Consider the following 25,516-nt stretch of genomic DNA (forward strand, 5'->3'; position numbering starts at 1 on the left):
GTATCTATTTATTTCAATGTGATTGATGGTTTTTAAAATTTGCCTGCCTGTCGGCAGACAGGGAATTTGGAATTTGTTACTTTGAACTTCCCCCTTTATTTGGGGATCACCAAAAAAGGCACCGTGGGTTGGTAACCTATATTTTTGATAACCGGCTCCTTAATTATTCTTTCCACGAGACTATGTTTATAGTGCACCATGACAAGTATATCTATTTTAAAATGGTCTATAAACTCATTGATCTCATTTGATTTTGTGCCAGTTTTTTCCATCCAATGAAAAGTATGCTCATAGTTCTCCATATGACTTTGGAGTGCTCTCATATTGCCTTTCTGTAGGTCACTCAAGCCCTCTTTTGCTTTAATATGCATGATATAAATATGGGCAGTGTACAGGTTTGTTAACTCAATCAATGGTTGTAACTCTTTCAAATCATGAACACGATTAAAATCTGTTGGAAATGCAATATGTTTGGGTGTTTTAAATTCAAATGCATCAGGCACCGCAAGCATAGGGCAATCTTTCAAATTTTGAATGATTTTTACCGTATTGCTTCCTAAAAAATATTTATCAATTCCTGTCGCACCTTTTGTGCCCGTTACAACCAAGTCAATTTTATAGGTTTTAACAGCTCTTTGGATTGCTGGCGTGATATCTTCTGAGGTACTGAGCACTTCAAAATTATGATTTGAATTAATATTTAGCTTTATGATACGCGCTTTCAATTCCTCCAATTTTCGATTAGAATTTTCAGCAAGCCCATCTACAAAACTAGTGGTAATATAGGCTCTTGAATCGGCATGAGTAAGAGACCATGAATTCAGAAAATAAAATATACAGTCTTGCTGTGCATATAAGTTTATGGCATAAAGAGTAGCGCTCCACGCATTATTTGAAAAATCGGTTGGTATTAAGACACGTCGCTTGAGTGATGTCATGGTAGTTTCGTTTTATATTTTTTTAATGGAATTACGAGAAATGGAATCGTCAAATAGAATCCTATTTGATCGATGGTATCTTTGAAAATCAAGTTTTCAAAAAATGTTTGTCGATTATTGATCATCACTAACAAATCAACGGGTTGTTTATTCTGAAATTTATCAATTGCGTGAGGAATTTCCATGTCTTCAAACTCCTGGAACTCATAGTTCAGTTTTTTTAACAGCTTCGTTAACTTGTCCTTATTAACAGTTTGCGAAGTGCTCAAGTCATGACCTGTACTAACATGTAAGACATTGATTTTAGAATGGTGCAACTGCACTATTTTTTTAAGAATTTCTAGTTGGGAATAGTCATAATCGATTTTTAGGTCCGTGGGAAACAAAATCTCTTGTGGTGCCACATAGTCAAAATTTGAAGGAATTGCCAACACAGGGCATTGAATCTCCCCAACGACTTGAACAGTATTAGAACCAAAGAAAATTTTTTTTGCACCAGTTGCACCTTTGGTCCCCATGAATACCAAGTCAATATGACGTTCTTCAATCAATTCTTTGATACCAACAATCAAGGTTTCAAAACGAGCAATAATTTTAAATTGATGGTTTGGATTGGTGCCAAATTTCTCTATAATCTGCGCGCTCAATTCGTTTAACTTTTCTCTTGAAGCTTTTCTTATCGGATCGCGAAGACCAAATTGTTCAGACCTGTAATTTAGAGCATAAGACAGATCATATATCACTGGTGTATAAGCATTGAATAAATAAAATGTGCATTGATCATTTTTTAAAAACTGCACGGCATATCGTATAGCATTCCAAGAATTATCAGAAAAATCAGTAGGTAAAAGTATATTTTTCATGACCTAAATAAAATGTTATAGCAACGGCATTGAACGTCTTGAATTTTGCATAGCCAATAATGGGATCTCCAGATCGAGACTAACTTTATCTATGGTAGATGGAAACAACATGTTTTCTAAAAACGAGTACTGACTGTTAACCATCACGAGCATATCTACAGCATTCTCTTTTATATAATCCTTAATACCCACTGCAACGTTTTTATTTTGGGAGGTTTGAAAATTGATTTCAGTTTTACAAATAACATCTTTAAGAAAGGCTTGATTATCTTCTTGACGGATGGATAATTTGTTACTTTTCGAAACATACAGCACATCAATGATACTTCTGTAGGGCGCTGCCAGATCACATAGCAATTTCAATTCCCTACGTTTGTAGGGAATAAGATAATCTGTAGGAAACAGAATCCGTCTTGGTTGGGTGTTGGTATAATTGGCTGGGACTGCCAAAACCGGACATTGTACATATTTTAAAACTTGAAAGGTTTCGCTTCCAAATACAATATTGCGATTATCTGATTTTCCTTTGGTTCCCATGACAATCAGGTCAATATTTTTGGTATCCGCAATGGTGTTTGCTTCTTCAACAAGTGTGTTATGGGCAGAAATACTGTGATATTTGAATTTTGGATTTGGAGAAATTTCTTTAACCGACTTTAAAAGATTTGCCAAATTAGCTTCGGACTGGTTTTTAACGCGTTCCAAAACCTCATTATAAACCTCACGTGAAACTAAATCTTCATGATCATAGAATTCCTTTTGATAGGCATTCATAAAATAAAATTCAGCCTTTTCATATTTAAAAAATTCTAAGGCATATCTGATGGCATTCATTGAATTCTCAGAAAAATCTGTTGGGAAAAGAATGGAAATCATAGTGTTATATTTTTGAGCATGTGATAAAATTAGGACTTTAAAATAAGATAAACTATGATTAATGTCATTTCAAAAGAAGGGCACAGAAAACTTCATCAGCCGTTAGATAGATTTATAGATTCAGTTTTAAAATCTTCCTAATCCTTTATTCAGAAATAAGTATGTTATCCTGACACTTCCAGTGACGATAGTAATTGAATTTGCGATCGAAATAGGATAAATAAATAAGTAGGTTAACGACTCTGAATTGAATGTCGTATCAATTCATTTTATCATGCATGACCAAAAACGGAATTCGAGTATGGTATGTGATTTCTTCAACTTTTGAATGAAACAAGATCCGCTGAAAGTAATTCAAATTTTTTGCCACCATGGCCACCATTTTGATATCTCTACTTTGTACAAAACACTCAATAGCGTCTTCTACATTTTTATTGGCAAGATTGTAAAACTTCGTCTTAAACTTATTAAAATAATCGTTCAAGAGATCTTTATTCTCTTGCTGGCCAATGCTCAAATCTTCAACTTTATTAGTGATGTGTACCACCTGTAAACTTGACTTGTGAACAGCCAAAATATTATAGAGTGGTTTTAAAAGATCAACTCCAAAATTCAAATAATAATCTGTAGGAAATGCAATTTCATCCAAGTCCACAAATGCTGCCTCCTCTGGCACGACCAAAGTTGGACACTTTACCTTTTTTATCACATCGGCCGCATTACTGCCCACGATTACTTTTCTCAATCCCGTGGCACCTTTGGTCCCCATTACAATCATATCTATATTCTTTTCTGATACCTGATGGCGCACAGACTCCACAAAAAAATTATAATCGGTAAGTTTGAAAAATTGGTGATTCTGATTTTCAGGAAAATCGGTTGAAATGCGCTTAAGAAGTGTTGCTAATTGTTTTTTGGCTGGTTTCGTAAACGTGTTTTCTCCAAAATCCTTATCTTGAACATATGGCGAATCATTAGCCGCTATATAACTTAAAGCATTGACGTGTAACACATAAAAGTTGCAATTTGTTTTCTCGAAAAACTTAAGTGCATAAGCAATAGCATTCCAAGAGTTTTCAGAAAAGTCAGTAGGCAATAAAATATTTTTCATAGAAATCCGTCATTAATATAAACAGCACAAAGTTAGAACGAGGTTTCTTAACTTGAAATGATATTGGTCATGTGTGTCCGTTTTTAGCTGAGCTTGAGACATTAACAGGTTTAAATCGTTAACGTGTCAAAATTCCTCCCACTATCATTTTAAAAAACCCTCATGTTTTGAACTTCTTACAAAAGCCCTATACCCATTCCCTACTGCTCACTAATAAAAATTCCTAAGCTCTAAATTAGGATCTTCCAATGACAATTTATGTTGATATTCATAAAAAATTATTTTTAACAAAATTTGAATATTTTTGCATGCAAATAGTCCTCTTGTCGGATTTTTTGGTATTTTTATCAGATTTATTGTGATATTCAACCAAACCTTCCACCATAAGTGATTAAAATGAAGCGACTTTTTGTGTTTTTACCGCTATTTTTCTTATGCTTTTATATGGGCATCGCACAGGAATGCCCTAAAAAGCACACTGTTAGCAATGGCGAAACTATATTGTCCATAGCCAAAAGATATAGCGTGACACCTTTTGATCTGCAACAGGCCAATCCCAATAATTTCCAAAGTATTGTGGCGGGTGATATTCTAATCATCCCGGAAAGCAAAATTAAAACCCCCATCCTGAATAGTAGTTCTGATTCAATTAAAGTTTCGGTGGTGAGCTCGTCTATTAGCTACACGGTCAAATACGGGGATACAAAATATAGTCTTGCCAAACGCTTTGAGATGAGCATAAGAGAACTCGAATCGCAAAACCCACATATTATTTCTGGTTTGGAAGCAGGGCATGTATTAGAGATCCAAAATGCTTCAACAGCTCATATACCAGCACCAAAAACCGTGGAGAAAAAAGCACCGATAACACCAACAAAAACTATCGTGAGCGAAGCGAAACCAACTATTCCTAAGAACAGCAATCCGGAGGTAAAATCTAATGTTATTGAGAGCTATCGTGTTGTAAGCGGAGATACTAAATTCGGACTAGCCAAACGCTTCAATACGACAATTCCTGAGTTGGAACGAACAAATCCCCATATAAGAAACATGCTTATCGTGGGTCAAATTCTTAAGATTCCTACTGATTCAGGTGAAGCCGAAGAACAGCGCGCTACAAATCCTGTTGAAAATCAGATCAATGATTCGCGAGAGGACCTCAAAGAGGAAACTTCAGTTATAAAAGAGGTACAGACGGATAACATCATTCTTGAAGAAAAAATTGCTAAGCCTGTTGCCGTCAACTCAGAAAAATCAAAAATAAATCTGCCACAAGAAAGGGAAAATGGTGTTCCTATTATAGAGCAACCAAAAGAAATCCAAACTCCTGAAAAGGTAACAGTTAATAATGGTCAAACCGACAAAATTATCCTTCAAGAAAAAGCAGTAGAAGCTGGTGTTACTCCTGAAAAACAACCTGAAGAACTACTGATTAAGAAAAACGAAACGGCTACTTCACTTGAAACACCATCAAAAGATAGCGTAGCACAAAAAGAGTCTATAGAAAGTGTCGTTTCAACCAAGGATCAACCTGAAGAAATAGTAAAGGCGTCGGCAACTGCTACTCCATCAGATACAGCGTACGACTTATATAAAATAAAACCTAAAGAAACCCTATTTGATCTTTCAAGAAGAGCAGGCATGACCATGTCTGAATTTCTGATTCTCAATCCACAATTAGAACAATCCGTTCAAATTGGCTCCCTAATAAAAATGCCAAAAAATGACCCGGTTGAAAAAGTGGTATCCAACACACCAGTCGCATCAAAAGTGGTGAGAACCACTTCTCAATATCGCGATTTGAAAGCATCTGCGAACACGTCACAATCTAAACGTGTTCTATTCTTTCTTCCTTTTTCAAAATCAGAATATGATAATTTCGCTGAAAACGGCTACAAATTCAATTCTATTAGTGATGATTTCAAAAGGTATCATATGGAATTTTACAAAGGCGCCAACATTGCTATTGATTCGATTAGAAAGATGAACCTCGATATTACGATGGACATAGAAGAAGCGCAAGACACAAAACAAACTTCCAAAATCCAATCATTGACCAAACAGAACAATTACAAGGACTATGATGCCATCATCTTACCGTTTTATGAAACTATGGAAGAAGACTTGGCCACCTTTTCTGAGGGCAGCACTATTCCAGTCATAACGGCATCAACAATTGCGCATCAAATTACGACCAATAATTTATATAGCGCCTTGCCGTCCATCAACCAGCAAAAAATAAAAGTACTCGATTATATGCTGTCTAAACAAGCCCATATTATTGTACTAAGTGATAGTTATCGTACGGAAAGCAAAAATTTTGTTTCAGATTATGTGCCGAGTGCTGACATTATCAATATCAAAATAAATGGTACGTTCAGTGAAAGTGAGTTGTTGTCTAAATTTAAAAAGGACCAGCTCAATTTTGTGGTTATTGACAGTGAAAGAAATAGTGTGTTTTTAAACACCACCAACATCCTTTTGGGGCAGTTATCAAACTACTCCCTTCAATTAGCTGTTTTAGAAGCATCGTTGGTTCCTGACGATGGTGATGTATCCCAAAAAAGATATCGGATTTTAAAAATGATTTTTCCATCTTTGATCCCTGAAAAATCAACGGTGAGTTCTAAGAAATTTTTGGGAGACTATTTAAAAGACTATAATGTATTCCCATCAAGAAATACGATGTTTGGATTTGATATTACTTTTGACAGTTTATTGAGACTCACTCAAGAACAAAGCTTTGAGAATACAGCAATATACGATATAACGGAATATACGCAACTCAAATTTAATTATGAAAAAAACGCCCTTGGTGGTTATAATAATGGCGGAATTTACATCTTACAATATGACTCAGGTGATAGTATCCGACAAGCTGAGTAATATAAATGATAAGAGATTATACGTTTCTAGTTTTAAAAGAAATCAATATTGAGTTGGTAAAGTGGAACAAAAAAAAACAAATGACCATACCTATCGAAAATAAATAAATTGCAGGATCCCAATAGCTAACATGACAATGAATTCTCGGTTAAATCCAACGAACCGCCTTTTAAATTTATGAAAAAAACTACAAAAGCACATCTCTATAATAAATTTATTGTTGCCGCCTTATGGTGTATGATTACCACATTAAGTTCTTTTGGACAATGTCCAACAGTAGTTAATCCAACGCAGAGCTTTTGTGATATTCAAGCCCCCATGGTAGGAAACCTTGTAGCAACCAACAATGGTGGAGGAGTTCGTTGGTACAGCACACCAACATCCACAATACCACTTTCTAATACTCAAGGTTTAATAAATAACCAAGATTATTATGCGGACGATCTTACGGGTTCATGTGGTTCACGACAACGTGTCAAGGCCATTATTTTTGGTCCTCCCGTGGCACTCAGCTATCAAGGTGTTTGTGTAGAGCAACCAGAGGATGCTACGATTTCTGACCTATTTGTCGTTGGGAATGATGTCCAATGGTATAATGTACCTACAGGAGGATCCCCATTGACCCCCACTACCTTGTTGACAGACGGTACTATTTATTATGTCAATCAATCCAATCCTTATACAGGGTGTAGAACTTCAAGATTCTCAGTTCTTGTAAGTGTCGGAATTGTGCCCTTACCCTCCGGGAGTTCTATTCAACAATTTTGTAATGACGTTCCTCCAACGGTAGCCGATTTAGAGGCTTCCGGATCCAACAACTGGTATAGCACCTCGGCGTCTGGTTCTCCTCTCCCATTAACAACACCTTTGATTGATGGCGAAAGTTATTTTGCGACAACAGTCGACCCTCCTTGTGAAAGCATAGGACGATTACAAGTGACCGTCGAAATCATCCCGCCAAACAATTCTGGTGGCAATGGCGAAATAGAAATATGTGAAACAGGTCTGGTCAGTACCAACACAATTAATTTATTTGACGGTCTTTTAGGGACGCCAGATACCAATGGTACATGGTCAGGCCCGTTGCCAACTACCAATGGCAGTACTGGCCGGGTCAATGTCAGTACCATGAATGTTAACGAGAGTCCTTATGTGTTTACTTATAGCGTGTCTTCTGAAACGTGTCCAACCAGCTCATCAACCGTTAGTATTTTAATTATTGAAGGACCGGATCCTGGAACTAATGGTTCTTTAGTACTTTGTGTCAATGATTCGGCACAGGATCTTTTCGAAAGACTGGAAGGTACGCCCGAATTTGGCGGAATTTGGTCTCCTGCATTAGCCAGTGGTACCGGGATTTTTGATCCATCCAAAGATGCTGCAGGACTTTATACTTATACTATTCAGGGCGTTCCACCTTGTGGGGAAGTTTCGGCAACCGTCGAGGTTACTGTCAATCCAGAAGCTGACCCTGGCATCAATGGTAATTTAACACTTTGTGAAGATAGTGCACCTGAGGATTTATTCAATAGCTTAGGAGGATCTCCCCAGTCAGGAGGCACCTGGACGCCTGCATTGGCAAGTGGCACTGGTGTTTTTGACCCTTCGGTAGACCCTGCTGGCAATTATATTTATACAGTTCAAGGAATTGCGCCCTGCGGAGAAGCCACTTCTCAGGTTTCCGTGACCATCATTCCAAAGGCTGATGCTGGTAATAACGGCAGCTTGGTTTTATGTAGTAATGATGCATCCCAAGATCTCTTTAATAGCCTGAACGGTACTCCAAAACCAGGAGGTACTTGGTCGCCTGCATTGATAAGTGGGAATGGTGTTTTTGATCCAGCACAAGATGCTCCAGGAGTTTACACCTATACAGTTCAGGGGACTTCTCCATGTGGAGAGGCTACCGCCACTGTGAATGTATCCGTCAACCCCGAAACAGAACCGGGCACCAATGGCAACTTAATATTATGTATTGATAGTGCTCCGCAAGATCTTTTTAACAGTTTGGGCGGCTCGCCGCAACCGGGTGGCACATGGACACCGGCCTTAGCAAGTGGCACGGGAGTTTTCGATCCTTCCAAAGATCTAGCTGGTACTTATATCTATAATCTCTCAGGTATTACACCTTGTGGAGATGCGTCTTCTACGGTAACCGTAACCATCAATCCTTTAGCGAACGCTGGTACGAATGGCAGCCTAATTTTATGTAGTAATGAGGCGCCACAAAATCTTTTTGACAGTTTAGGTGGCACTCCTGAAACAGGAGGCACCTGGTCTCCTGCCCTTGTCAGCGGTACAGGAGTATTTGATCCTTCGGTAGACACCGCCGGAAATTACACCTACACAGTTCAGGGTAATGCCCCATGCGGACCTGCAATAGCCATAGTTAATGTGACGGTCAACCCCGCTGCAGAACCAGGAACTGACGGCAATTTAGCATTATGTATTGATAGTGCTCCACAAGATCTTTTTAACAGTTTGGGTGGCACCCCAGAGTCAGGAGGCACATGGTCACCAGCTTTGGTAAGTGGCACTGGAGTTTTTGATCCTTCAAAAGATGCTGCGGGTACCTATATCTACTCTATTTCAGGAATCACACCTTGCGGAGAATCCACATCTACGGTTACGGTTACCATAAATCCGCTAGCAAATGCTGGCACTAACGGAAGTGTCATTGTATGTAGCAATGATGCCTCTAAAGATCTTTTTAATAGTTTGGGTGGCACCCCAGAAACAGGAGGAGTTTGGTCGCCAGCCTTGGCAAGTGGCACTGGTATTTTTGATCCTTCAAAAGACGCACCTGGAAATTACACTTATACTGTTCCGGGTGTTGCACCTTGCGGAGTAGCAACGGCCATAATCAATGTAGCTATCAGTCCTGTTGCAGAACCTGGCACGGATGGTGCATTATCCATTTGTATTGACGGTACGCCACAAGACTTATTTAACAGTTTGGGTGGTACTCCAGAATCTGGTGGTACATGGACACCAGCCTTGTCTAGTGGTACTGGGGTTTTTGACCCTTCTAAAGATGCCGCTGGGGTTTATACATATACAATTAAAGGCGATGCTCCTTGTGGCGATGCCACGGCCAAAGTTACTGTCTCTATCGCCAAAATACCTCAAGCAGGTTCAGGAAGCCGATTGGCAATCTGTTCAAACGACGCCCCTCAAGACCTTTTTGAAAGTCTCGGGGGAACGCCTGATCTTGGCGGTACTTGGTCCCCAGCTCTGGCAAGTGGTTCTGGCATTTTTAATCCTGTATTGGATTCTGCCGGCGCATACACCTATACCATCACCACCGCATGTGGTACTGATTCAGCAATTGTAACGGTTGCAATTGTCCAATCACCAAATATTACAGGTTTAACGCTTAGCACCAATGACATTTGTTTAGATGAGGCTGTTGTCATCAATTTATCAGGCGCAACACAACTCAATGATGGAAATTACAACCTTAATTATGCGCTCACAGGTGCCAATAACACAGAAGACACAGTAGCTGTCACAATGACTAACGGCAACGCTGTTATTTCAATACCTGATTCGCAATTAACCGTTCTTGGGTCTACGACCTTCACCATTTTGAATCTTTTGGACCCTGTAACAAATTGTGGTACGGCGTCAAGCGCACTTCCTACAGTAACATTTAATATAGAGCAAGCACAAACACCGCAACTGGTTACTAACGGAAATACATTCTGTTTTGATGATAACCCGACTATTGCCAATTTAACGAGCAATCTCATTGGTGCTGATCAAATTATATGGTATGACGCATTAGAGAATGGCAATGCTTATTCTGATGACATGCCTTTGGTAGATGGCGATACTTATTATGCTTCAAACAGTACCGTTAATGGTTGTACCAACGGCATTCGATTGGCCGTAACGGTCAAAATTGATCAATGTGATTCATTAGGACTTATCATTCCGGATGGCTTTAGTCCAAATGGTGACAACATTAATGATGATTTTAGAATCAAAAACCTAAGAGAATTATATCCTGATTTCAAATTGCAAATTTATAACCGCTATGGGAATATCCTTTACAAAGGTGATATCAATACCCCTAATTGGGATGGCACTTCAAATCAAGGCCGAGAAGTGGGTAACGGTGTTTTACCAGTAGGAGTTTACTATTATATATTGGAACTCAATAACCCAAATAGCAAAACGCTACAAGGTAGCGTCTACCTTAGCAGGTAATCCGAATAATGGTATCTATGATAATTAAAAGTTTAAAATATACGCTGCAAGGTTGTCTACTCTTAGTAGGACTTTTCAGCATGGCCCAACAAGACCCTCAATACACACAATACATGTATAATATGAGCGTCATTAATCCGGCCTACGCTACTGAAGGTGATGAAATCAATGTGGGTGCTTTATACCGTTCACAATGGGTAGGAACTGTAGGTGCTCCAAATACGGGCTCTCTTTTTGTTCATGTGCCATTACAGGAAAAAATTCAGGTTGGTCTTTCTGTCATTAACGATCAAATTGGAAATGTAGTGAATGAAACCAATGTCTATGCTGATTTTGCCTATATATTGTCACTTGGGGAAACCACAAAATTATCCCTAGGTGTCAAGGCAGGAGCCACATTTTTCAATACAAATTTTAACGGATTTATATATTCGGATGATTTGCCAGACCCGGCTTTTGCCAATAACCTGAGTAAAACATTTCCTAATATTGGTGCAGGTGCTTATTTATTTGGAGACAATTACTACGTCGGTTTGTCTGCACCTAACTTATTGAATTCAAAACATCTTGAGAAAGATAGTGGCATTGTAGCAAACGGTGTGGAAGCGCTTCATTTCTTTCTAACTGGAGGTTATGTATTTGAGATAAATGAACAGCTCAAATTAAAACCGGCCTTTATGACCAAAGCGGTTTCTGGAGCCCCCCTATCCCTAGATTTAACCGCCAACGTCCTATTTAACAATGTTCTTGAAATTGGTGCTGGGTATCGGTTTGATGATGCGGTCACCGGTCTTGCTAATTTCAGGATAAGTCAATCCATGCGCATTGGCTATGCTTATGACTACACCTTATCTAATCTGGGTAAATTCAATTCAGGCACCCATGAAATTATGATTTTATTTGATATCGACAAATTAGGAAACCCAAAAGGATATGATAAATCGCCAAGATTTTTCTAAAACAATTCACATGAGAACCATTTGCCTACTTTTATGTTTACTTACAGCGTCATGGACCCTACATGCGCAAAGACCAAGCTTGAAAAAGGCCAACAAACTTTTTGAACAAAAGTCGTACGTTGAAGCTGCAAAAATGTACCGTGCGCTCGACCAAAGCCAAGAAGTACTTCAGAATTTGGCCGATTCATATTATTATAATTCTGAGATGAAAATGGCAAGGACCCCTTACAACGGTCTTTTTACCAAATATAAAGACAGCTTAAACCAGGAAGTCTATTTTAGATATGCTCAAGCCTTAAGAGGCGCAAAGGATTATGAGAAAGCCGATGAAATAATGGGAGAATATCTTGGCTATGTCGTGGATACCAAGAAATTTAAAGAAAACCTTAGCCGGATTATTCCTTTTAACTATGAGACCAACTTGATGAACCAAAGTTCGCGAACCGGTGATTTCGGGATTGCCTATTATGGAGACAAAGTGGTATTTTCATCGTTTAGAAATCGTGAAAATCCAGTTTATAGCTGGAACAATCAGCCCTATCTCGACCTGTATAAAGCGGATGTCTCCAAAGATAACAAACTCATTAATATCCAGCCATTTTCGGCGGAAATCAATACGAAAACGCATGAGAGCAATGCAACTTTTACGTCTGACGGAAAAACGATGTACTTTTCAAGAACCAACGAAAACAGAGTTCAAATTGGCGAAGAATTGGTTGCTACCGTTAAGCTTTATAAAGCCGAATTAAAAGATACCCTATGGACAAATATCACAGAACTCCCTTTTAATAGCGATCTCTATTCCACTCAACATCCGGTGCTTAACCACGACAATACACGATTGTATTTTTCAAGTGATATGCCCGGAAGCCTAGGATCTTTCGATATTTTTTATGTTGATATTATTGATCATTACGAAGGCTATGTTGAGACCTCTTACAGCCAACCAATCAATACGGGAAGGACAATCAATACCAAACACAGAGAGCAATTCCCCTTTGTAGGCGAAGATGAAACACTTTATTTTGCTTCTGACGGCCATCAAGGTATGGGTGGATTGGATATTTTTATGAGTAAAATTTTTGATGGCATGTATTCCAAGCCTCTAAATTTGGGAGAAACCATTAACACCGAGATGGACGATTTTGGATATGTCCTCAATGAAGAAAAAAATATGGGCTATTTTGCATCCAACCGCGCCGGCTACGATAATTTGTATGCATTTGAGCGCAAAGAAAACAAACGTCAGTTTACGGTTGAAGGTGATGTAAGGGATAAAATCACGAAGAATATACTTCCAGGGACAACCGTTACCTTATACGACGAAAACGATATGGTGGTTGGCCAAATGGTAGTTGGTGGCGATGCGCGATATGTGTTTAATACAGAACCGAATAAAACATATGTTCTTGAAGGGCATCGGGATTTCTACATTCCAACTTCTGAATCGTTTACCACAAATGATGACGGAAAAATCACTTTTAATATTGAGCTTTCCATTGAATCCTATGATGATGCCGAAGATATTGTAGTCACCAAAGATGATGGGTATATTTATATTGAATTAGAAAATATATATTTTGATTTCGGCAAATATGAAATCAAACCTCAGGCGGCAAGGACATTGGATGTTTTGGTAGATTTGTTGAATAAATATCCGCGCATGGAAATCCAATTGGGAGCACATACTGACAATAGATCTTCGGACCTTTACAATTTAGCTTTGTCACATAATAGAGCGGCTGCAACGCTTGAATACATGGTTGAAAATGGAATCGAAAGAAAGCGTTTAAGATCTAAGGGTTATGGGGAGCGCTTACCGTTAGTTGATTGTGGCAAGGACTGTAGTGAAGAAGAACATTCCATTAACAGACGTTGTGAGTTTATAATTATGAAATAAGAAGATAACCAAATCACTAAATAGAGAATGACAATACAGCCAGACAGACGATCTGGCTATGTACCTTAATGAGGCTTTAAAAAAAAGTTGGAATTATTCCTGCTTTACTTAGGTTTTGGGGCAATAGATAAGACTAGGTTCATCACACTAAATATTTCAGGAGAGGATTAGATTTTTGACACCAACAAAGTCATTTACATAAAAACTAGTGACATATTTTAAAGACTTGTGTTTTATTTATCTCATAATGCGCACCAGCAATTCCTTTAGCAAATCACCTTGAGGGACCGCATTTGATCCCACGCCTTTACTTTTAACGTCAAACTCGCGTAAGGTGGCCACAACTCCACTCACTTTTCTCATCGGGAAATTTCTAGCCGCCGTTATATATTCATTCACAAAATACGGATTGATCTTTAATGCAGAAGCCACATTCCGGGGTGACTTATCGCTCATTCCATGAAAATACAACAATTGTGAAAAGAAATTAAACAATAAGGCTACGGTTACAACTATAGGATTGTCCTTAGGATTTTCGGCAAAATAATTAACAATTTGATGGGCTTTTTTGATGTCACCGTCGCCAATGGCCTTGCGCAACTCAAAATTATTGAAGTCCTTACTGATACCTATGTTTTCTTCAATGTGTTCTGGAGAAATCTGAGTACCCTTAGGTAAAACAATTTGTAATTTATTAAGTTCGTTATTGATTTTGCTCAAATCCGTCCCTAAAAACTCCACAAGCATCTGCGAAGCTTTTGGAGAAATGGTGTAATCTTTTGGTGCCAAAACACGTCTTATCCAATCGGCCACCTGATTTTCGTAAAGTTTTTTACTTTCATAAACCACCCCCATTTTATTCAGGGTTTTATATAATGATTTACGCTTATCGATCGTTTTGTACTTATAGTTCATCACCAGGATGGTAGTTGGCTGTGGCTGTTTAGCATAATCCGCCAATTTCTCAATGCTTCTTGCTAAATCCTGCGCTTCTTTTACAATGATTACCTGATATTCCGCCATCATTGGAAAACGTTTGGCGTTGCCTACAATATCATCAATAGAAACGTCACGTCCATAGAGCACCATCTGATTGAAACCCCGTTCCTCCTCAGTAAGCACATTATCCTCAATAAAATCTGAAATCTTATCTATATAATAAGGTTCTTCCCCCATTAAGAAATAAATGGGTTTCAACTTTCTGTTCTTAATATCAGCAGCTAACTGTTTTACTTCGTCCAAACTTTGTAAATTTTGAGATTCTCATCACCACATTCCGATTTAACCGTAGGGAATTTGGTATTTAGTTATTGAAGATTAACTTTGGCAATATTTAAACAAGAAGTCTTGCAACCACTCAATTTTCCAAAGTTTTCGTTCCGATTCAAAAATAGCGAAAATAAAGTATCTATTTTCGACGTCGTTCGTAAAAAATTTATCATTTTACAACCAGAGGAATGGGTACGACAACACTGTGTGCATTACTTGATGACTGAAAAAAACTATCCGCATTCGTTGATTAATGTTGAAAAGGAAATGGTTATAAACGGTTTGAAAAAACGCTATGATATTGTGGTATTCAACACGCAAGGAGACGTGCACTTAATTGTGGAATGTAAAGCTCCAAAAATTCAAATCGAGCAAACTACTTTTGATCAAATAGCCCGGTATAATCTGGCATTGAAAGCCAATTATTTAATGGTGACCAATGGATTGGATCACTATTATTGCCAGATGGATTTTGAAAAAGAGAGTTATCTGTTTTTGAAGGATATTCCTGATTACGGGAGGCATGAGGTGAAGTGATAGCGATTAGGGATTTCTAATTTTACTTTATGGAATTGGAATTTGGATATTGGTATTTGGTATTTGGTATTTGGTATTTAATAAGTAAAAATTAAAGTATTTGTGGCTAAAAAAGAAATCGCAGTTGTTATATTAAATTGGAATGGTAAAAGCTTGTTGGAGAAATTTCTTCCTTCAGTGATTTTGTATTCAAAGGAAGCCCATATCTATGTGGCTGACAATGCATCCACCGATGATTCCATCCGATTTTTAAAGCAAAATTACCCCGCTGTAAAAATCATTCAAAATGAGGAAAATGGCGGCTATGCCAAAGGATATAATGAGGCGTTAAAACATGTGGATGAGGATATCTTTTGTCTCTTAAATAGTGACATTGAGGTTACCGCAGATTGGCTCTCTCCTATTCTCAATATTTTTAGGAGAGAAAGCAAGACGGCCATAATCCAACCAAAGATTCTCGACTATAAAAACAAGATGTATTTTGAATATGCCGGAGCTGGAGGCGGATTTATTGATCAATTAGGATATCCATATTGTAGAGGACGTATTTTTGATACCATAGAAAAGGATGTTGGCCAATATAATGACACCACCACAATCTTTTGGGCCTCTGGCGCGTGTTTTTTTATTAGAAAATCGGTTTTTGAATCCTTAAATGGTTTTGACGATTCATTTTTTGCCCATATGGAAGAAATCGATCTATGTTGGCGAGCACATAACTCAGGATACAGCACAAAGTACGTGGGCAGTTCTACCGTATTTCATGTGGGTGGAGCTACCCTCAACACTACAAATCCTAAAAAAACCTATCTTAACTTTAGGAACAGTTTATTTACGTTGACAAAAAACGCACCCAATAACCTGTTCTTTTTAATTTTTTACCGATTGATTCTCGATGGTGTTGCAAGTTTGAAGTTCTTTTTAGAATTTAAGTTCTCCCATATCCTTGCAGTTCTTAAAGCACATGGAAGTTTTTATTTGAAACTTCCAAACTTACTGAAAAAACGAAAAATAGCACGAACAAATCTATCACTTAATACAGAAGTTAAATACTATAATGTAAGATCCATTTTATGGCTTTATTATATAAGAAAACACAAGATTTTTGACCAATAATCAAATGTGTTAAAATAGTTGTTAATTCTTCGTGAAATTGGCATTTTTTGTATAATTTTGGCTTGTTAAATTTTTAATTATTTAATCACTACCATTATGAAAAAAATCATGTTATTAAGTGTGTTTTCATTGTTGGTTTTAAGTTCATGTGTATCGAAAAAAGAATACACAGCGCTTGAAGCCAAACAAAAAGAAACACAAGATTTATTGAATACCGCAACAGTAAAGCTAAACAGTTGTTTATCAGAAAGAGCTACCGCACAAGCACGTGTTGAAGGTCTACAAGAACAATTGGCTGACATGCGTAGAACAAATTTAGACCTAATTGATACTAAAGGAAACCTAACAACTTTAACTCAAAAAGGTGCTGAGAATCTTGAAAGATCTCTTGAGAGTTTAAAAGAAAAAGATCTTAAAATCACACGTTTACAAGACGCGTTAACTAAAAAAGACAGTGTTACTCTTGCTATTGTAACAAGTTTGAAGAAAGACGTTGGTCTTAACGATCCAGACATTCAGATAAATGTTGAGAAAGGTGTGGTTTATATTTCTATCGCCGATAAGTTATTATTCCAAAGTGGGAGCTACAACGTGACCTCTAAAGCTAAGACCATCTTAAGCAAAGTGGCTACTGTAGTCAACGGAAAACCTGATTTTGAATGTATGGTTGAAGGCCATACAGATAGTGTACCTTACAAAAGAGGTGGCATCATCGAGGATAACTGGGATTTAAGTGTGAAACGTGCAACTTCTATTGTTAGAGTATTGGAAGAGTTAGGCGTCAACCCTAAACAACTTATTGCTTCTGGACGTAGCGAATACGTGCCATTGGTACCAAATGACAGCGCTGAGAACAGAGCTATTAACAGACGTACACGTATTTTAGTACTTCCTAAAATTGACCAGTTCTATGATATGGTTGAAAAAGAAATGAAAAACATGATTGCTGAAGACCAAAAGTAAGAAGCAATAAAATTAGTATATACTTAAAAAGCTCAACTTAACGGTTGAGCTTTTTTTATTCCTGCGCAGGCAGGAATCTCTATTTTAATTTCTATTTAATAATTTTATCAAGAAAAAAGACATCACTCTATGAGCGCACGTGAAATAGTTGTTTTTTTTTTTAAGTTGATAGAGAATTCAAAATAATTGGTCAGAACTTTCATGTAGTAAAAACTATAACCATTTTAAAAAATTTCCAAACTCCCTTTTCCTTCCCTCACAATCACAGGAACTTCTTCAGACAGATCAATCACAGTGGATGCTAAATTATCACCATAGCCACCGTCAATTACCAAATCCACAAGATTATCCCATTTTTCCAAAATCAACTCAGGATCTGTGGTATACTCTATAATTTCATCCTCATCTCTTATAGATGTCGAAATAATTGGACGCCCCAATTGCTTTACAATTTCTAAAGCAATATTATTTTTTGGCACCCTTATACCTACTGTTTTTTTCTTTTTAAAAGGATGCGGAAGCGTTTTGGCTCCTGGAAGAATAAACGTATACGGACCAGGCAATGCACGTTTTAAGATCTTAAATGTGGTGGTATCTATTTGCTTTACATAATCGCTTAAATTACTCAGGTCATAGCAGATAAAAGAAAAGTTAGCTTTATCCAATTTCACTCCTTTTATTTGTGCAACGCGCTCTAAAGCCTTTATATTATTGATATCACAGCCTAAACCGTAAACAGTATCTGTTGGATAGATAATCAATCCCCCATCTTTAAGAACCTTAATGACCTTTTTAATTTCTTTGGCATTCGGGTTCTCTTCATATATTCTAATAAATTCAGCCATACTATGTGTGTTGGAATTACGTTTACAAAGTAATTAATATTTTCATCATGAAAGCTATAAAACTAATATTACTCAGTATTATCGTTGCTTCAATTTCATTTTCTTGTACTAAAGACAGCACTGAGACAAATGTTGATGGCCTCAATCCAACAGAATATTATCAAGAGCTGGATATTAGTTATGGCCCAAGTAATCATCAAAAATTTGATTTATACCTTCCTAGAAACCGAAGTAATACAACAAAAGTCATAGTTTTAGTGCATGGCGGTGGATGGTCCGGTGGCGATAAAGTTGACATGAATGCATTTAAGGATATTATGCGTTTAGATTTGCCCGACATTGCCATAGTAAACATCAACTACAGATTGGCAGACGCCAATCACAATCCGTATCCCATGCAGATTGAAGATCTTACTTCTGTGATAGATCATCTTAAAGAAAAACAGGATTATTAGGTCCTGTCTGACGATTATGGTTTCGTTGGTGTTAGTGCGGGCGCACATTTAGCATTGCTTTGGAGCTATACTTTTGATAGCAAAAACGATGTGAAAATGGTGTGCAGTATTGTTGGGCCTACAAACTTTACAGATCCCGCCTATTTAAACACTACCGACCCGAACATTCGTAATTTGATGAACTTGTATGGTATTGCTGCCACAACTGATTTTTTGGAAGAAGTCAGCCCATACCATCGTGTCACTGTTCAATCACCACCAACAACTTTATTTTATGGTGGCCAAGATTTGTTGGTTCCCACAACCCAGGGGACTGACATGACTACTCGTTTACAACAATTGGGCGTCACCCATGAATTTACACTCTATGAAAATGCTGGTCACGGTTTGGTAGGACTTGAACTATTGGATACATGGTCAAAATTAAAAGCATTTATAATTTTCACATTAACCTAATACATCCAACTTTGCAAAGCGCAATAATAACTTTTTGACACCACCGTGCTCAAAATTTATTTCCGCTTTCGTATCTGCGCCCACACCTTCAATTTTTAGGACTTCACCTTTACCAAAACGCATATGTTCCACTACATTGCCTACCGTTAATTTGCCATCGAACAAATTGACATCAGGACTTCCCGTAGATTTACCAATAGGTTTTAATTTGGCGGGCGGAATAAACTTAGGTGGTTTTGCTTCCAATTTTCGTTTCGTAGGTTTTTTAAATCTGATTTGGTCAGGTTCCACATCTCCAAAGATATCCGCAGATAACATAGGATTGAAACGTCTATCGTCAACCGGAGTCATAATCTCCACGAAGTTTTCGTCAATTTCCTCTATAAAACGGCTTGGTTCAGCATCAATCAATTTGCCCCAACGGTAGCGTGACATCGTATAAGTCAAATAGGCCTGCTTTTCTGCCCTGGTCAAGGCTACGTAAAATAAACGTCGCTCCTCCTCCAGCTCACTACGCGTATTCATACTCATCCCACTCGGAAAGAGATCTTCTTCCATGCCCACAATATAAACGTATGGGAACTCCAAACCTTTGGCCAAGTGAATGGTCATTAAGGCCACATGATCCGCATCACCCTTATTGGCGTCCAAATCGGTTGCTAAGGCCACATCTTCCAAAAACTCAGGCAAGGCACCAGTGGCATCCGCCAATTCTTCCTGACCTTCCACAAAATCCTTGATTCCATTGAGCAACTCCTCAATATTCTCCATCTTGGCAATCCCTTCAGGAGTACCATCATTTTTAAATTCCTTAATAAGTCCGGTCACCTTGGTCACGTGTTCCGCCAAATCAAACGCGTTGGCAGTTTGGTTCATCACCTGAAAACTCTCAATCATGGTGACAAAATTCTTCAGCTTATTTTTTGTACCTGAATTGATATTGATTTCTATCTTATCAATATGCTTCATCACTTCAAAAATAGAACGGTTATAGCCGTTTGCAGCCACCACTAATCGATCTATAGTAGTTTGACCAATCCCACGTCCTGGGAAATTGATGACGCGTTTAAGCGCTTCCTCATCGGCGGGATTGATGATCAACCTTAGATAAGACAAGACATCCTTAATCTCTTTACGTTGGTAAAAAGATAATCCACCATAAATTCTATAAGGAATACTACGTTTCCTCAGAGCGTCCTCCATAGCACGAGATTGTGCATTGGTACGGTATAAAATAGCAAAATCACTATTCATCAATTGATTTTCCATTTTGTTTTCAAAAATGGAACTTGCCACAAAACGGCCTTCATCGCCATCAGTCATCAATCGGTGTACCTTTATTTTTCCACCTTCATCATTGGCGGTCCACACCACTTTTTCAAGTTTGGTCTGGTTTTTATCGATTATGGAATTGGCAGCATTGACAATATTTTTGGTCGATCGGTAATTCTGCTCCAAACGGAACATTTTTACATCGTCATAATCCTTCTGAAAATTTAAAATATTACTAATATTAGCACCCCTAAAGGCATATATACTCTGTGCATCATCTCCAACGACGCAAATATTTTGAAAGCGATCAGCGAGCGCCCTAACAATTAAATACTGCGAGTGGTTGGTATCTTGGTACTCATCAACCAAGATATAACGAAACCGATTCTGATATTTCGCCAGCACATCCGGGAAACGCGTCAGCAATTCGTTGGTTTTTAATAACAGATCATCAAAGTCCATGGCGCCTGCCTTAAAGCATCTATCCACGTAGTTTTTGTAAATATCTCCAAGTCGCGGACGTTTGGCCATGGTATCGGCTTCAATCAAATCAGAATTTTGAAAATAAGCTTTCACGGTGATCAAACTATTTTTATAGGATGATATTCGAGAACTTATCTGTTTGGTTTTATAAATATCCTTATCAAGACCCATTTCTTTGATAATGGCACCAATCAACCGTTGTGAATCCTGCGCGTCATAAATGGTAAAATTATTCGGATAGCCCAATTTGTCGGCTTCGATGCGCAATATTTTAGCAAAAACCGAGTGAAACGTGCCCATCCAAAGATTTTTGGCTTCACTTGTTCCTACAATATCAGCAATCCTAGCCTTCATTTCACGAGCAGCTTTATTTGTAAACGTCAACGATAAGATGTTGAATGCGTCAACCCCCAAACTCATTAAGTAGGCAATCCTATAAGTTAACACCCTAGTTTTACCAGAACCAGCACCCGCAATCACAATCATAGGGCCATCTTTTTGCAGTGTTGGTGCTAACTGCGCTTCATTTAACTGACTTAAATATTTTTCCAAATCTCTTCCAATTATTAATCCGTGAAATTAACCAAAGCTTAGGTTTATAGTAAACGTTTTTATCAATAATTATAAACAATTCCGTTTGTTTTAAACTCTAAAATAATTTGAATATCTTTAGAATGATTACAAAATTTCTTTCCTATGAAATATTTCTGTCTTATTTTCAGTCTCTCTGGAGGTTTCATTCTTAACGCTCAAACTAATTTAGAAAATGATTTTAAGATCATCGAACCTAAAGTAGTCGAGTGGAGACGTCATTTCCATGAACATCCGGAGCTGAGCAATCAGGAATTTAAAACTGCAGAAACTATTGCTGAACACTTAACATCCTTGGGCATTGAAGTTCAAACTGGTGTTGCAAAAACCGGAGTGGTTGGGGTGTTAAAAGGAAATAGCCCCGGCAAAGTTGTGGCGCTAAGAGCAGATATTGACGGCCTTCCGGTCACTGAACGAAATGAGTTGCCGTTTAAATCGAATGTCAAAGCAGAATTTATGGGCACCAAAACCGGAGTCATGCATGCCTGCGGACATGATACGCATATTGCCATTTTGATGGGTGTTGCCGAAGTACTATCCAAACATAAAGACAAGATTAACGGTACTGTAAAATTCATTTTCCAACCTGCAGAAGAAGGCCCTCCTCCAGGTGAAGAGGGCGGCGCCAAACTCATGATCAAGGAAGGCGTTCTGAAAGAACCAAAGGTCGATGCCATTTTCGGCCTGCATATCAACTCGGCCACCCCAGTTGGAACTATTAAGTACAAGTCTGGTGGTATCATGGCCGCAGTAGAACGATTTGTGATTCATATAAAAGGGAAACAGAGTCATGGTTCCCAACCTTGGCTTGGCGTTGACCCTATTGTGATTTCTGCCAAAATCATTGACGGGCTGCAAACTATAATCAGCAGGGAATCTGATCTGACCGAGGAAGCCGCGGTGATTACCGTTGGAAAAATAACCAGTGGGGTGCGGTTCAATATTATTCCTGAAAGCGCCGAACTCATTGGAACCGTCCGTTCTTTAGATACCGACATGAAAGCGAAAATAATCAAGCGGATGACGGAAATGACCGAAACGATTGCCAAAGCCTATGGCGGCGAAGCTACAATTACATTTGAGAACTTTACGTCCATAACCTATAATGATCCCGATTTAACCACAACCATGTTGCCGACGCTTCAAAAAGTAGCAGGAGCTGATCATGTGGTGCTTACCAAAGCCGTAACTGGTGGAGAAGATTTCTCCTATTTTCAAGAAGTTGTACCCGGATTGTATTTTTTTTTGGGTGGCATGACACCGGGAAATACGGAAGCTTTTCCACATCACACGCAAGATTTTATCATTGATGAAAGCGGTTTGCTTTTGGGTGTTAAAACAATGACCCAGTTGGCAATTGATTATTTAAAGCTTGATTAAAAGCTAGTTTCTAATTTCTAGGAAAATTTAAAGTTTCGAGATTTAAAAACCTCATTTTTTCTTTATAAAAGTTGGTTCGTTGATCCCAACATCTTAATTCTTGAAACATGTTTCTTAGCTCAATTCTTGGCCCCAAAAGTTCCATCTATTTCTTGCCATCACCTGTCAAGATACTTGCTAATCCTGCCTTAACACTTATCCAAAGAAAATTAAAGATAGATTTGGTATGATCTCTATCAATCCCTTCCTTAGATCCTTCTCTGTACCCATCTGAAGTCTTATCACTGCCTTTTGCAATAAATAGATTTGCAATCGCCGATAAGACACTGTTCTTGTTACGACCATCCTTTTCCAGTATCTCAACCTTAAAATCATCATACTTGGCTCTCATGGTAACGCGGGAAGTATTCGCATCGCCAGAAATCGTCGCGTAGGTTTGTAGCAATTCGCCTTCAAGTTTCACTTTTAAATTGGGTTGCGAAAACGGATTCAAATCGGGTGCTGGCAACTTACCAATATCAATTTTGAACCCAAACACATCGTTCACATCATTGACATCAAAATCCCAAATGACTTTTAGCGGGGTTTTTTCCATAAAAACAGCATCAATATCTAAAATCGTTTTTTCCGATTCACCATAAGTATTACTGATGTTTTTTATATCTGCATTCAATTTTGTAAATGCTAGCTCACCTGCCGGCATATCACTATTTACTTTTTCAGAATATTTAATCGTAGCATTTCTTAATAAAACAGAACTTAAAGTAAGATTGAACTTAAGCTCTCTCAACATTTTACTATAAAGGCTTTTACGTGTTAGATCATCAGCGATTAATTTATTTCTATAAATGCGTAGTTCAGGATCTTCGAATGTTACTTTTGGACTTTTAAAATAAAACAGGGAATCCTTTTCAAATCCAAATTTTTGATCCTCTAGAACCAACGATAATATGGATACGTCAAAATGATCGCGCTCAATAGAAAGCATTTTATCAAACTCTGCCTTAGAATATTTCGTGTAAAACTTCAAATGGTCAATCGCCACTTTTTCTTGAGTTATACTTGCGGAAGAAATTGTTAGATTTTCATATTGGCCGGCAGCACTAAAAAACTCATGGAATGATAAATTATAATCTTCATAATTAAAAGGAATAGAATTTTGAATGGAGGCGTTATCCGCCGTAATCCCGAGGACATTTGCAGTTAATTTTTCAGCATATAACAAAAGAGAATCCGTTTCAACATCCTTGACGGTTATTTCAGCATTTTGAATATTAAACCTATCTAATTGAAGCTTCTGCTTTAACTGCTCTGGAGAAGAATTTTTGTATTCCTTTTTGGGAATAGCACTATTGTGGTTATACAGCATTTTAGGACTTCTCAACTGCACGTTTTCTACATGAATCTTATCATTGACCAGGTAGCTCCATAATCCAAATCCGTCCACCAATAAAGTATCTAGCACCACTTCAGCATTGTTTTCTAAAGTATAAGTGCCTATTTTCACGATTTTTGGCTGCACCAACATAACACGCCCACCCCATATACTGACCTCCAAGGATTCATAATCCACGCTAAGATTTTCGGGCAGCTCGGTTTTTAGGAACTTTTCAAGTTTTGAGGTCAGCATTGAATTTGCCACAAAATATCCCACAATAGTGAGCACCAATAACGTCAGCAAGGTTATAAGTGTGATTTTTAAAGGTCTTGTCATAAGATAAAGATAGGTTTTAATAGACTTCCGTTTTAATTTTTAAATATAAAATTTCGAATTGCAAAAACCCTGAAACCATATAGCTTGCAAATATCTATTTTTTTAATTTCTTAATGAATTTTAAAAAAAACATCTTATGTTTGATAAAATTTTTCACTCCAATATGGACTTAGGAACAAAACTAATTGACGCCTTACTTTATGCAATTCCCGCAATAATCACCGGACTTGTGGCCTATTATTTTTTTAGGGAACACACCAAGAACGAAGATGGCAGAAGGCGCTTTTTATTGCATAAAGACTTACAAGTTAATGCCATGCCGTTACGCCTACTGGCCTATGAAAGAATGGTTATTTTTATGGAGCGCATCACCCCTGCAAAATTACTTATTAGGGTGTCTCCAACATCTTCAAATAAAGACGATTACGAAAGCTTACTTATAGCAAGCATAGAACAAGAATTTGAACATAATTTGGCCCAACAAATATATATTACCAATGACTGTTGGAACGTTATTTGCGCGGCTAAAAACGCCACCATTCAACTCATCAGAAAAGCAAGCCTTTTAGAAAAAACTGATACTGCAAATAAGCTCAGAGAAGTTATTTTGACAGAAATGATGGAAAAACGCGCCCCTAGCGATGCCGCTTTATCCTATATCAAGAAAGAAGCAAGTGAAATGTGGTAAGC

The 25,516-nt window shown here is 37.9% G+C and carries 17 protein-coding genes and 1 pseudogene; 10 read left to right on the plus strand and 8 right to left on the minus strand.

From position 1 onward, the window contains the following. Window positions 1-95: 95 nt before the first annotated feature. The 4 genes from G525_RS0104120 to G525_RS0104135 all read right to left on the minus strand — a co-directional run bounded on the left by G525_RS0104120 (window position 96) and on the right by G525_RS0104135 (window position 3,788). On the minus strand, window positions 96-938 hold the full coding sequence (locus G525_RS0104120) for a universal stress protein (protein WP_027125028.1): 843 nt from the start codon (window positions 936-938) through the stop codon (window positions 96-98). Beyond that, window positions 935-1,801, minus strand: coding sequence for a universal stress protein (locus tag G525_RS0104125; protein ID WP_027125029.1), 867 nt, complete (start codon window positions 1,799-1,801; stop codon window positions 935-937). The genes G525_RS0104120 and G525_RS0104125 overlap by 4 nt, the downstream gene beginning before the upstream one ends. A 15-nt stretch (window positions 1,802-1,816) precedes the next feature. Further along, window positions 1,817-2,677, minus strand: a complete 861-nt coding sequence (locus tag G525_RS0104130) for a universal stress protein (protein WP_027125030.1) — start codon at window positions 2,675-2,677, stop codon at window positions 1,817-1,819. Window positions 2,678-2,936: 259 nt separating this feature from the next. Further along, a complete protein-coding gene (locus tag G525_RS0104135) occupies window positions 2,937-3,788 on the minus strand; it encodes a universal stress protein (protein ID WP_027125031.1) in 852 nt (283 codons plus the stop codon). Window positions 3,789-4,184: 396 nt separating this feature from the next. On the opposite strand from G525_RS0104135, the gene G525_RS0104145 reads away from it, so the two are divergent. The 4 genes from G525_RS0104145 (at window position 4,185) to G525_RS0104160 (ending at window position 13,745) form a co-directional block, all read left to right on the plus strand. Next, window positions 4,185-6,674 carry a LysM peptidoglycan-binding domain-containing protein gene (locus G525_RS0104145; protein ID WP_157491880.1) on the plus strand — a complete coding sequence of 830 codons (2,490 nt, stop codon included), beginning with the start codon at window positions 4,185-4,187 and terminating at the stop codon, window positions 6,672-6,674. Window positions 6,675-6,851: 177 nt separating this feature from the next. Further along, a complete protein-coding gene (locus G525_RS0104150; RefSeq protein WP_027125033.1) occupies window positions 6,852-10,886 on the plus strand; it encodes a gliding motility-associated C-terminal domain-containing protein in 4,035 nt (1,344 codons plus the stop codon). Between the two features lie 17 nt (window positions 10,887-10,903). Then, complete coding sequence (locus G525_RS0104155) at window positions 10,904-11,845, plus strand: PorP/SprF family type IX secretion system membrane protein (RefSeq protein WP_035478980.1); 942 nt, start codon at window positions 10,904-10,906, stop codon at window positions 11,843-11,845. 10 nt (window positions 11,846-11,855) lie between these two features. Then, window positions 11,856-13,745: an OmpA family protein gene (locus tag G525_RS0104160; protein ID WP_027125035.1), complete on the plus strand. Its 1,890-nt coding sequence runs from the start codon at window positions 11,856-11,858 to the stop codon at window positions 13,743-13,745. 237 nt (window positions 13,746-13,982) lie between these two features. Here G525_RS0104160 and holA read toward each other — a convergent pair whose 3' ends face one another. Continuing rightward, the gene (holA, locus tag G525_RS0104165) at window positions 13,983-14,987 is read right to left on the minus strand and encodes a DNA polymerase III subunit delta (RefSeq protein ID WP_027125036.1); all 1,005 of its coding nucleotides are present in this window, start codon (window positions 14,985-14,987) and stop codon (window positions 13,983-13,985) included. Window positions 14,988-15,092: 105 nt separating this feature from the next. Between holA and G525_RS0104170 the strand changes: the two genes are divergently transcribed. The 3 genes from G525_RS0104170 to G525_RS0104180 all read left to right on the plus strand — a co-directional run bounded on the left by G525_RS0104170 (window position 15,093) and on the right by G525_RS0104180 (window position 17,630). Further along, entirely contained in the window at window positions 15,093-15,551 is a 459-nt protein-coding gene (locus G525_RS0104170; protein WP_027125037.1) for a type I restriction enzyme HsdR N-terminal domain-containing protein, read from the plus strand. A 102-nt stretch (window positions 15,552-15,653) separates the two neighbouring features. Next, on the plus strand, window positions 15,654-16,667 hold the full coding sequence (locus G525_RS0104175) for a glycosyltransferase family 2 protein (protein ID WP_035478983.1): 1,014 nt from the start codon (window positions 15,654-15,656) through the stop codon (window positions 16,665-16,667). Window positions 16,668-16,763: 96 nt separating this feature from the next. Further along, a complete protein-coding gene (locus G525_RS0104180) occupies window positions 16,764-17,630 on the plus strand; it encodes an OmpA/MotB family protein (RefSeq protein ID WP_027125039.1) in 867 nt (288 codons plus the stop codon). Window positions 17,631-17,854: 224 nt separating this feature from the next. On the opposite strand, the gene G525_RS0104185 is transcribed toward G525_RS0104180, so the two are convergent. After that, entirely contained in the window at window positions 17,855-18,475 is a 621-nt protein-coding gene (locus G525_RS0104185; RefSeq protein ID WP_027125040.1) for an L-threonylcarbamoyladenylate synthase, read from the minus strand. A 5-nt stretch (window positions 18,476-18,480) separates the two neighbouring features. Between G525_RS0104185 and G525_RS20200 the strand changes: the two are divergent. Further along, window positions 18,481-19,386 (plus strand): annotated as a pseudogene (locus G525_RS20200) (alpha/beta hydrolase). Here the strand turns inward: G525_RS20200 and G525_RS0104195 are convergent. Then, entirely contained in the window at window positions 19,378-21,693 is a 2,316-nt protein-coding gene (locus G525_RS0104195; RefSeq protein ID WP_027125041.1) for an ATP-dependent helicase, read from the minus strand. The pseudogene G525_RS20200 and the gene G525_RS0104195 overlap by 9 nt on opposite strands. A 144-nt stretch (window positions 21,694-21,837) precedes the next feature. On the opposite strand from G525_RS0104195, the gene G525_RS0104200 reads away from it, so the two are divergent. Then, window positions 21,838-23,112, plus strand: a complete 1,275-nt coding sequence (locus tag G525_RS0104200; protein WP_027125042.1) for an amidohydrolase — start codon at window positions 21,838-21,840, stop codon at window positions 23,110-23,112. Between the two features lie 145 nt (window positions 23,113-23,257). Here the strand turns inward: G525_RS0104200 and G525_RS0104210 are convergent, their stop codons facing one another. After that, on the minus strand, window positions 23,258-24,826 hold the full coding sequence (locus G525_RS0104210; protein ID WP_027125043.1) for a hypothetical protein: 1,569 nt from the start codon (window positions 24,824-24,826) through the stop codon (window positions 23,258-23,260). Window positions 24,827-24,962: 136 nt separating this feature from the next. Between G525_RS0104210 and G525_RS0104215 the strand changes: the two genes are divergently transcribed. Then, a complete protein-coding gene (locus G525_RS0104215; protein ID WP_245577724.1) occupies window positions 24,963-25,514 on the plus strand; it encodes a DUF7935 family protein in 552 nt (183 codons plus the stop codon). The last annotated feature ends 2 nt before the right edge of the window (window positions 25,515-25,516 follow it).

Origin of the sequence: Gelidibacter mesophilus DSM 14095, from assembly GCF_000423005.1 — a bacterium.
GTDB lineage: Bacteria > Bacteroidota > Bacteroidia > Flavobacteriales > Flavobacteriaceae > Gelidibacter > Gelidibacter mesophilus.

What these genes read in the sequence shown, in the direction of transcription:
- G525_RS0104125 (WP_027125029.1), bottom strand. Translation starts at nt 1,801, where the DNA reads ATGAAAAATATACTTTTACCTACTGATTTTTCTGATAATTCTTGGAAT.
- G525_RS0104120 (WP_027125028.1), bottom strand. Translation starts at nt 938, where the DNA reads ATGACATCACTCAAGCGACGTGTCTTAATACCAACCGATTTTTCAAAT.
- G525_RS0104160 (WP_027125035.1), top strand. Translation starts at nt 11,856, where the DNA reads ATGAGAACCATTTGCCTACTTTTATGTTTACTTACAGCGTCATGGACC.
- G525_RS0104130 (WP_027125030.1), bottom strand. Translation starts at nt 2,677, where the DNA reads ATGATTTCCATTCTTTTCCCAACAGATTTTTCTGAGAATTCAATGAAT.
- G525_RS0104135 (WP_027125031.1), bottom strand. Translation starts at nt 3,788, where the DNA reads ATGAAAAATATTTTATTGCCTACTGACTTTTCTGAAAACTCTTGGAAT.
- G525_RS0104180 (WP_027125039.1), top strand. Translation starts at nt 16,764, where the DNA reads ATGAAAAAAATCATGTTATTAAGTGTGTTTTCATTGTTGGTTTTAAGT.
- G525_RS0104200 (WP_027125042.1), top strand. Translation starts at nt 21,838, where the DNA reads ATGAAATATTTCTGTCTTATTTTCAGTCTCTCTGGAGGTTTCATTCTT.
- G525_RS0104215 (WP_245577724.1), top strand. Translation starts at nt 24,963, where the DNA reads ATGTTTGATAAAATTTTTCACTCCAATATGGACTTAGGAACAAAACTA.
- G525_RS0104150 (WP_027125033.1), top strand. Translation starts at nt 6,852, where the DNA reads ATGAAAAAAACTACAAAAGCACATCTCTATAATAAATTTATTGTTGCC.
- G525_RS0104155 (WP_035478980.1), top strand. Translation starts at nt 10,904, where the DNA reads ATGATAATTAAAAGTTTAAAATATACGCTGCAAGGTTGTCTACTCTTA.
- G525_RS0104210 (WP_027125043.1), bottom strand. Translation starts at nt 24,826, where the DNA reads ATGACAAGACCTTTAAAAATCACACTTATAACCTTGCTGACGTTATTG.
- G525_RS0104145 (WP_157491880.1), top strand. Translation starts at nt 4,185, where the DNA reads ATGAAGCGACTTTTTGTGTTTTTACCGCTATTTTTCTTATGCTTTTAT.
- G525_RS0104185 (WP_027125040.1), bottom strand. Translation starts at nt 18,475, where the DNA reads ATGGCTGAATTTATTAGAATATATGAAGAGAACCCGAATGCCAAAGAA.